Source organism: Microbacterium sp. (assembly GCF_029263575.1).
Classification (GTDB): Bacteria; Actinomycetota; Actinomycetes; order Actinomycetales; family Microbacteriaceae; genus Microbacterium.
Genome location: NZ_JAJUFV010000138.1, coordinates 1 through 7,872, shown reverse-complemented (window position 1 = coordinate 7,872; position 7,872 = coordinate 1). Strand labels below are relative to the sequence as shown.

Genomic DNA, 7,872 nt, shown 5'->3' with positions numbered 1-7,872 from the left:
GGGGAACAGCCGGTCGGTGTCGATTCCGAGCACGAGCGTGGTGGCGGTCACGGCCTGGAGGGCCTCTTCGACGCCGCCGCGTCCGCGGCCGACATCGTGCGAGCTCATGGCCTCGACGACCGTGATGTAGCTGTTGGCGTCGAAGCGGCGCGTGAACTTGTTGCCGTGGAAGTCGAGGTAGCTCTCGACGGCGAAACGCCCACCCTGCCCGAGCGGTGAGAGCCCGGACTGCCAGGAGCGCTGGAAGCGCTGATTCAGCTCGATCGGACTGCGGTAGTTCAGCAGCGCCATGCGGCGCGCCAGTGCCAGGCCGCGGTGGGGGCCCTCTCCGTCGGAGAGGTCGTAGTACTCGCCGCCCTGATAGCTCGGGTCGATGCGGATGGCCTCCAGCTGCACCGAGTTCAGAGCGATCTGGTCTGCCGTGTTGACCGGGGGAGACGACAGCACAGCCAGCCGCTCGACCCGCTCGGGGTGGGTGACGGCCCACTCCAGCGCGTGCATGCCGCCCATCGAGCCGCCCACGACCGCCGAGAAGCGCTCGATTCCCAGCGAATCTGCCAACAGCACCTGGGCCGCCACTTGATCACGGATCGTGAGGTACGGAAAGCGCGAAGCCCATTCGTAGCCGTCGGGGGCGATGCTGGCAGGGCCGGTGGAGCCCTGGCATCCGCCGAGCATGTTCGGCGCGATCACGCACCAGCGGTCGGTGTCGAGCGCCGCGCCCGGGCCGACGATGTCGTTCCACCATCCGGCTGTGGGGTGCCCCGCTCCGGCCTCACCGCGCACGTGGCTGTCGCCGGTGAGCGCATGCAGCACGAGGATCGCATTGTCACGGGCCTCGTTGAGTTCGCCCCACGTCTCATACGCCACCCGGATGTGGGGAAGCTCGACGCCGTTCTCGGTGCGGAACGGGCCGAAACGGGCGAACTTTCTGCCGCCGACCGGATCGCCGTCGCGCCAGGCGCCGGTGACCGGAGGGCGCGCGCGCAGCAGTCGAGCATCAGCCGCCGTCACCCGGGCCGAGGGCACGGTGTCTTCGGAGGTGCTCTGCCAGTCCATGCCTCCATTGTCGCCTGTCGCGCGCGCTCATGGGCGCACGTTACATGTGCGCTCCGCTGAGATTGCATTGTGCGGATGAAACGCCGCGGAAAGCGACGGGTCTCGCCCGCACAATGCAATCTCGCTGTCGAGAACCGAATGCTCAGGCGCGAGCGGCCTCCGAGACGCGACGTGCTGCAGCCAGAGCCTGCTCGAGGTCGGTCTTGAGGTCGTCGATGTTCTCCAGACCCACCGAGAGGCGCACCAGGCCCGGGGTGACACCCGCGGTGAGCTGCTGCTCGGGCGAGAGCTGCGAGTGCGTCGTCGACGCGGGGTGGATGACGAGCGAGCGCACATCGCCGATGTTGGCGAGGTGACTGAACAGCGACAGGCTGTTGACGAACTCGCGGCCGGCTTCGACGCCCCCCTTGAGCTCGAACGACAGCACCGCGCCGACGCCGCTCGGCAGGTACTCGTTGGCCTTGGCGTACCACGGCGACGAGGGCAGACCCGAGTAGTTCACCGATGCCACGTCATCGTTGTTCTCGAGCCATTCGGCGATCTCCTGCGCGTTCTGCACGTGACGCTCGACGCGCAGCGACAGCGTCTCGATGCCCTGGATGAGGTTCCAGGCGCTCTGCGGCGAGATAGCGGAGCCGAGGTCACGCAGCAGCTGCACGCGCGCCTTGATGATGTAGGCGAGCGGGTCGCCGACGGCGGTCGTGTAGCTGGCGCCGTGGTACGAGGGATCGGGCTCAGTGAGGCCGGGGAACTTCTCGACGTTCTTCGACCACTCGAACGTGCCGCCGTCGATGACAGCGCCGCCGATCGTGGTGCCGTGGCCACCGAGGAACTTCGTGACCGAATGCACGACGATGTCGGCGCCGTGCTCGAACGGGCGTAGCAGGAACGGCGTCGCGATCGTGTTGTCGACGATGAGCGGAACGCCGTTCTCGTGTGCGATGTCGGCGATCGTGCGGATGTCGAGGACGTTGATGCGGGGGTTGCCGATCGTCTCGCCGAACAGCAGCTTGGTGTTCGGGCGGATGGCGGCGCGCCACTCGTCGGGGTCGTCCTGATTCTCGACGAAGGTGACCTCGATGCCGAGCTTGGCGAGGGTGTACTTGAACAGGTTGTACGTTCCGCCGTAGATCGAGCTGGATGCGACGAAGTGGTCGCCGGCCTCGGCGATGTTCAGGATCGCGAAGGTCGAAGCCGCCTGACCGCTCGAGAGCACCAGTGCGCCCGTGCCGCCCTCTAGCGCGGCCAGACGCTGTTCCAGGACGTCCTGGGTCGGGTTCTGGATGCGCGTGTAGATGTTGCCGAACTCGGCCAGGGCGAACAGGTTCGCGGCGTGGTCGGCGTTGTCGAAGACATACGACGTGGTCTGGTAGATCGGCGTGGCGCGCGACTTGGTGACAGGGTCGGGCGCGGCGCCGGAGTGGATCTGCTTGGTCTCGAAACGCCAGGTTTCCGGTGCGGACATGTTGTTCCCCCTGGAACGAATTGAAGTCGGGTATGGCGGATGCCGTTGGTGCGACTGTACGCAGAGCACGCACGTGTCAACAAGCGTCGGGAAATGTTACGTAATATCGGCCGACGCGGAGATCATGCGAAAAGGTCGTACGGTGGAGGCATGACGATCAGACGTGCAGTGGTCACAGGTGCGAGTTCCGGTATCGGCGCAGCGACTGTTCGCGGACTTCGCTCGCGCGGGTGGGAGGTGGTCGGCGTCGCCAGACGCGCGGATCGCCTGCAAGAGGTTGTGAACGAGACCGGCGCGGCGGCCGTCTCGTGCGATCTCACCGATGCGGATGCCGTCGCCGCTCTGGTCGCCGAGCTGGAGGAAACCGGCCCCGTGCACGCGCTCGTGCAGGTCGCCGGCGGTGCGCGCGGCACAGACCGTGTCGAAGACGGCAGCACCGACGACTGGCAGTGGATGTACGACGTGAACGTGCTCGCCACGCAGCGTCTCGTGGCGGCTCTGCTGCCCGCGCTGCGGGCTGCCGCTGAGGCCGACGGGCACGCAGACCTCGTGTTCGTCACCTCGACGGCGGCGCAGGTCGCCTATCCGGGCGGTGGCGGCTACAACGCGGCCAAGGCGGCTGAGTCGATGATCGTGCATGCCCTGCGTCAGGAGCTCAACGGCGAGCCGCTGCGCGTGGTCGAGGTGGCCCCGGGACTGGTGCATACCGAGGAGTTCACCCTCAACCGCCTCGGCGGAGACCGGGTGGCCGCAGACTCCGTCTACGCCGGTGTCGAAGAACCCCTCATCGCCGATGACGTCGCCGATGTGATCGGCTACGCTCTCGAGACGCCCGGGCGGGTGAATCTCGACCTGATCACCATGCGGCCCGTCGCCCAGTCGGCACAGCACCTGCTCGCGCGCGGCCCCCTGCGTGTTCGCGGTGACGACGACTGAGACTCCGGTGCTGATCCGTCCGCTGCCCGAGCTGGCAGAGGAGGGGCTGATCGACCGCGACTGGGCGCAGGCGCTGGCACCTCTCGCCGACGAGATCGGCGAGATCGGCGAACGGCTGCGTCACGACCCCGAGGGTTTTCTTCCGGCCGAGCATCAAGTTCTGCGGGCGTTTCAGAGGCCGCTCGGTGATGTGCGCGTGCTCATCACCGGTCAAGATCCCTACCCGACGCCAGGGCATCCGGTCGGTCTCTCCTTCGCGGTCGATCGCAGCGTGCGACCGGTGCCGCGGAGCCTGGCGAACATGTACCGCGAGCGCGAGAGCGATCTCGGCATACCGCCGGCTTCGCACGGCGATCTCACAGCGTGGAGCGAGCAGGGGGTTATGCTGCTGAATCGGGTGCTCACGGTGCGCCCCGGCGCGGCAGGATCCCACCGCGGCTGGGGGTGGGAGCAGGTGACCGAGCTGGCCATCAGGACCTTGGCGGCACGCGAAGCCCCGCTGGTCGCGATCCTCTGGGGTCGCGATGCCGCCGGCCTCGCCCCGCTGCTGGGCGAAACTCCGATCATCGCGTCGGCGCATCCGTCACCGCTGTCGGCACGGCGCGGGTTCTTCGGCTCGCGGCCGTTCTCCCGCGTCAATGAGCTGTTGGCTGCGCAGCAGGCCTCGCCGATCGACTGGCGCGTCGATGGCGACGATGCGCATGCTGTGGCCCAGCCGACACTATTCTGACTCCATGCAATTCGAGCCCGGCGACCGCAGACGACGATTGCCGCGCCACCTGCGCGCCCCGGCACCGGCCCCCGACGTCTTCGCGTACACGATCCGTCCGGCTCGTGCCGGCGATCTGCCCGATGTGCGCGAGATCTACAACCACTACGTCGCGAACTCGGTGGTCACCTTCGACGAGAAACGCAGCACGCACCGCGCATGGCGGCAGAAGCTCGCACAGCTGTCGACGGTGAAGCTGCCGTTCCTCGTCGCGGTGACACCGTCGAACCAGGTGATCGGCTATGCGCTCGTGCAGCCGTGGGCGTCGAAATCCGCGTTTCGGTACACAGCCGAGCTCTCGATCTATCTGGGCCCGGGGGCTGGCGGCAAGGGATTGGGGACGGCGCTCATGCAAGCGCTCATCGACGCCTGCGAGCAGGCTCGACTGCGGGAGATCGTGGCCGTCATCAGCGATACCGGTGCTGAGGCATCCATCCGCCTGCACGAGAAGTTCGGTTTCGTCGAGGTGGGGCGAATGGGCCGGGTGGGATTCAAGTTCGGCCGGTCGCTGGGAACGGTTTACCTGCAGAAGTCGCTCACTCCGCGTCCGCGCCGTCGCTCGTCGCGTCGGGGATGACCGGAATCGCCGCGAGGAGCGTGCGCGTGTAGTCGTGCTGCGGATTCAGCAGCACGTCGTCCGTCGAACCGCGTTCGACGATCCGGCCGTCCTTCATCACGGCCACGGTCGTGCAGAGATTCTGCACGACGCCGATATCGTGCGAGACGATGATCAGCGTGAGCTGCTCTTGTTCGAGCAATTGCTGGAGCAGCTCGAGAATCTGCGCCCGCACGGTGACATCGAGGGCGGAGAGCGGCTCATCACCGACGAGGATTCGTGGCCGATGCGCGATCGCACGGGCGATGGCGACGCGCTGGCGCTGGCCGCCGGAGAACTCGTGCGGGTAGCGATCTGCCATCTCGGGCTCCAGGCCCACCTGGATCAGCACCTCGCGCACGCGGGCATCATGATCGCCCTCGGTGCCGAGGGCCCAGAGGGGCTCGCGGATGAGCTGCGCCGCGCTCATCCGTGGATCCAGCGAGGCATAGGGATCTTGAAAGACGATCCCGGTCTGTCGCCGTAGCCAGTGCAGCCGCTTGGCCGACTGCGACACGTCGACGGTTCGTCCGTCGATTGAGACGGTGCCGGAAGTCGGGCGGTCCAGCCCCAGCAGCAATCGAACGAGGGTGGACTTGCCCGAACCGGACTCGCCGATCAGGCCGACCGCCTCACCGGCGGCGATGTCGAGGTCGGTGGGATGCAGCGCTGTCTGCGCGCTCGCGCGTTCGAACAGCGTGCGCCGCGGCAGCGGAAATGCACGACTCAGCCCGCGCGCCTGGATGAGGCTCATGCGCCGCCGCCTTCCCCGCGCGGACGCCAGAGCGTCGCGGTCGCATCACGCAGAAGCGCCTGCGTGATGGGCGATGTCGGAGCCGTCAGCAGCGTCGAGACGGGCGCGCTCTCGATCACCCGTCCCTCATCGAGCACGATGCCGTGCGTGGCGACCTGCGCGAGCACGGCGAGATCGTGTGTGATGAACATCATCGACATGCCGTGCTCGTCGGTGAGCGACAGCAGAAGTCTCAGGATCTCGGCCTGGATCGTCACATCCAGCGCCGTCGTCGGTTCGTCCGCGATGAGCAGGCGCGGGCGGCAGGCGAGGGCCATCGCGATCGCGACGCGCTGGCGCTGGCCGCCGGAGAGCTGGTGCGGGTATTTCCGCACGATCGATTCCGGATCGCTCAGGTGCACGCGCCCGGCCTCGACGATGGCGCGCTCGTGCGCTTCGCGGCGTCTCGCCCCGGTGTGGATGCGCACGGATTCGGCGATCTGCCTGCCGACGGTCCTGATCGGGTTCAGCGCCGTGCGCGGCTCCTGAAAGATGATGCCGATGTCGTCGCCGCGGAAGCGGGCGAGTTCGCGGTCGGGCATGCCGATCAGCTCGATGTCATTCCATCGGATGCTGCCGCTGGCGCGCGCGCCGTCAGGAAGCAGGCCGAGAACGGCCAGAGCCGTCAGAGATTTTCCGGAGCCGGATTCGCCGATGAGCCCGACTCTGGCGCCGTCGGGCACCTCGAAGGAGACCCCGTCGACCACGCGACGTCCATTGATGTCGACCACGAGGTCGGTGACGATGAGGCTCACGCGACCACCGCCGGGGTGTGCAGCTCAGCCGAGCGCTGTTGCAGGGTCGGGTCGGTCGCCTCCCGCAGTGCGTCGCCGAGGAGGTTCAGTGCGAGCACCGTGATGGTGATGGCTGCGCCCGGCCAGATCACCGAGAGCGGATGGATGCTGATGTACCGCTGCAGATCGGCCAGGAGGATCCCCCACGACGGTTCGACGATGGACGCCCCGAAGCCGAGGTAGGAGAAACCGGCTTCGGCGAGAACGGCTACGGCCATCGACCACGACAGCTGCACGATGAACACGGGGGCGACGTTGGGAAGCAGATGCCGAAGCAGGTTCTGCGACGTCGTGAGCCCGGCAGCCTTCCCCGCGAGCACGAAGTCACTCTGCTGCACACGCCGCAGCTCGGGCCGCGTCACGCGGGCGATATTGACGCCGAAGCCGATTCCGACAGCCCAGATCACGACCCACAGCGACCCGCCCCACACCGAGGAGATCATCATGGCGATGATCAGCACAGGGAAGGCGATGAGGATGTCGACGAGCACGGCCACGCTTTCGCGCATCCAGCGTGCGGTGAGTGCGCCGAGCGCTGCGAGCGCGATGCCGACGATGGTGGCGACGATGCCGGCACCGACGCTGACGAAGACGGTTGTGCGGGCGCCCGCCATGATGAGGCTCAGGATGTCGCGGCCCGTGCCGTCGGTTCCGAGCAGGTGCGGCCAGCCCGGCGCTCCCCAGCGGTTCGGGATATCGGTGTTGAGCGGATCGAAGGGCGTCCAGAACCCGGCGACAGCGGCGACGGCGGCGATCACGATGACCGTAATCAGGCCGAAGCGGCCGGTCGAGCTCTGCCAGAGCGAACGCAGCCAGCGGGGCATCAGGCGGCCTCCCTCTGCCGAGGATCAACGATGTGATGGATGAGATCGACGATGAAGCCGACCACGAGCACAAGACCGGTGAGCACGAGCAGCTCGCTCTGCACCTTCACCAGATCGCGCGTACCGACATCGGCTACCAGCATCCGTCCGATGCCGGGCAGGGTGAACAGCTGCTCGATGATGACGGAGCCGACGATGATGCCGGCGACCTGCAGGCCGAGGACGGTCACGATCGACAGGCCGACGGCGGGGATGCCGTGCTGGATGAGGGCGCGGTTGCGGCTGAGTCCCTTGGCGGCTGCGGTGCGTACGAAGTCCTGGCCGCGGGCCTGCAGGGTCGCGCTGCGAACGAAGCGCAGCAGCATCGCCCCCTCGACGATCCCGATCGTCAGCGCCGGAAGCAGCAATGACCTGAAGGCCTGCCAGGGCTGATCCCACCCGCCGCGCGGGAATCCCTGGGCCGGCAGCCAGCCGAGCCACACCGAGAAGACGACGATGAGCATCATGCCGGCCCAGATCACCGGCACGGCCGCGAGCGTCTGCGCTGTGACGTTGAGGGCAGTTCCGCCGGAGCGGCCGCGCAGCACGGCGGACACGATCCCGAAGGGGACGGCGATCAGCAGAGCGATCACGAGCG

Annotated in this window: 9 protein-coding genes; 3 read left to right on the top strand and 6 right to left on the bottom strand. The window is 67.6% G+C overall.

The window, feature by feature from the left end; translation table 11 throughout:
- A partial coding sequence (locus Q1J95_RS12570; protein ID WP_300268056.1) for a homoserine O-acetyltransferase occupies nt 1-1,059 on the bottom strand: 1,059 nt, incomplete at its 3' end.
- 142 nt (nt 1,060-1,201) lie between these two features.
- On the bottom strand, nt 1,202-2,524 hold the full coding sequence (locus Q1J95_RS12565) for a bifunctional o-acetylhomoserine/o-acetylserine sulfhydrylase (RefSeq protein ID WP_300268055.1): 1,323 nt from the start codon (nt 2,522-2,524) through the stop codon (nt 1,202-1,204).
- Nucleotides 2,525-2,674: 150 nt separating this feature from the next.
- Here Q1J95_RS12565 and Q1J95_RS12560 point away from each other — a divergent pair, with 150 nt between their 5' ends.
- From Q1J95_RS12560 to Q1J95_RS12550, 3 genes are read left to right on the top strand one after another with little or no spacing between them, the layout of a single operon-like run.
- Nucleotides 2,675-3,460 (top strand): SDR family oxidoreductase, encoded by a 786-nt coding sequence (locus tag Q1J95_RS12560; RefSeq protein WP_300268052.1) that lies wholly within the window; start codon nt 2,675-2,677, stop codon nt 3,458-3,460.
- A 10-nt stretch (nt 3,461-3,470) separates the two neighbouring features.
- On the top strand, nt 3,471-4,190 hold the full coding sequence (locus Q1J95_RS12555) for a uracil-DNA glycosylase (protein ID WP_300268057.1): 720 nt from the start codon (nt 3,471-3,473) through the stop codon (nt 4,188-4,190).
- A gap of 4 nt (nt 4,191-4,194) precedes the next feature.
- Complete coding sequence (locus Q1J95_RS12550; protein ID WP_300268050.1) at nt 4,195-4,806, top strand: GNAT family N-acetyltransferase; 612 nt, start codon at nt 4,195-4,197, stop codon at nt 4,804-4,806.
- On the opposite strand, the gene Q1J95_RS12545 is transcribed toward Q1J95_RS12550, so the two are convergent.
- From Q1J95_RS12545 to Q1J95_RS12530, 4 genes are all read right to left on the bottom strand, one after another.
- Nucleotides 4,766-5,578 (bottom strand): ATP-binding cassette domain-containing protein, encoded by an 813-nt coding sequence (locus tag Q1J95_RS12545; protein ID WP_300268048.1) that lies wholly within the window; start codon nt 5,576-5,578, stop codon nt 4,766-4,768. The genes Q1J95_RS12550 and Q1J95_RS12545 overlap by 41 nt on opposite strands.
- Entirely contained in the window at nt 5,575-6,372 is a 798-nt protein-coding gene (locus Q1J95_RS12540; protein ID WP_300268047.1) for an ABC transporter ATP-binding protein, read from the bottom strand. The genes Q1J95_RS12545 and Q1J95_RS12540 overlap by 4 nt, the downstream gene beginning before the upstream one ends.
- On the bottom strand, nt 6,369-7,235 hold the full coding sequence (locus tag Q1J95_RS12535) for an ABC transporter permease (protein WP_300268045.1): 867 nt from the start codon (nt 7,233-7,235) through the stop codon (nt 6,369-6,371). The genes Q1J95_RS12540 and Q1J95_RS12535 overlap by 4 nt, the downstream gene beginning before the upstream one ends.
- The coding region (locus Q1J95_RS12530) for an ABC transporter permease (RefSeq protein ID WP_300268044.1) at nt 7,235-7,872 on the bottom strand (638 nt) is incomplete at its 5' end. The genes Q1J95_RS12530 and Q1J95_RS12535, both read right to left, overlap by 1 nt.

What these genes read in the sequence shown, in the direction of transcription:
- Q1J95_RS12565 (WP_300268055.1), bottom strand. Translation starts at nt 2,524, where the DNA reads ATGTCCGCACCGGAAACCTGGCGTTTCGAGACCAAGCAGATCCACTCC.
- Q1J95_RS12560 (WP_300268052.1), top strand. Translation starts at nt 2,675, where the DNA reads ATGACGATCAGACGTGCAGTGGTCACAGGTGCGAGTTCCGGTATCGGC.
- Q1J95_RS12550 (WP_300268050.1), top strand. Translation starts at nt 4,195, where the DNA reads ATGCAATTCGAGCCCGGCGACCGCAGACGACGATTGCCGCGCCACCTG.
- Q1J95_RS12545 (WP_300268048.1), bottom strand. Translation starts at nt 5,578, where the DNA reads ATGAGCCTCATCCAGGCGCGCGGGCTGAGTCGTGCATTTCCGCTGCCG.
- Q1J95_RS12535 (WP_300268045.1), bottom strand. Translation starts at nt 7,235, where the DNA reads ATGCCCCGCTGGCTGCGTTCGCTCTGGCAGAGCTCGACCGGCCGCTTC.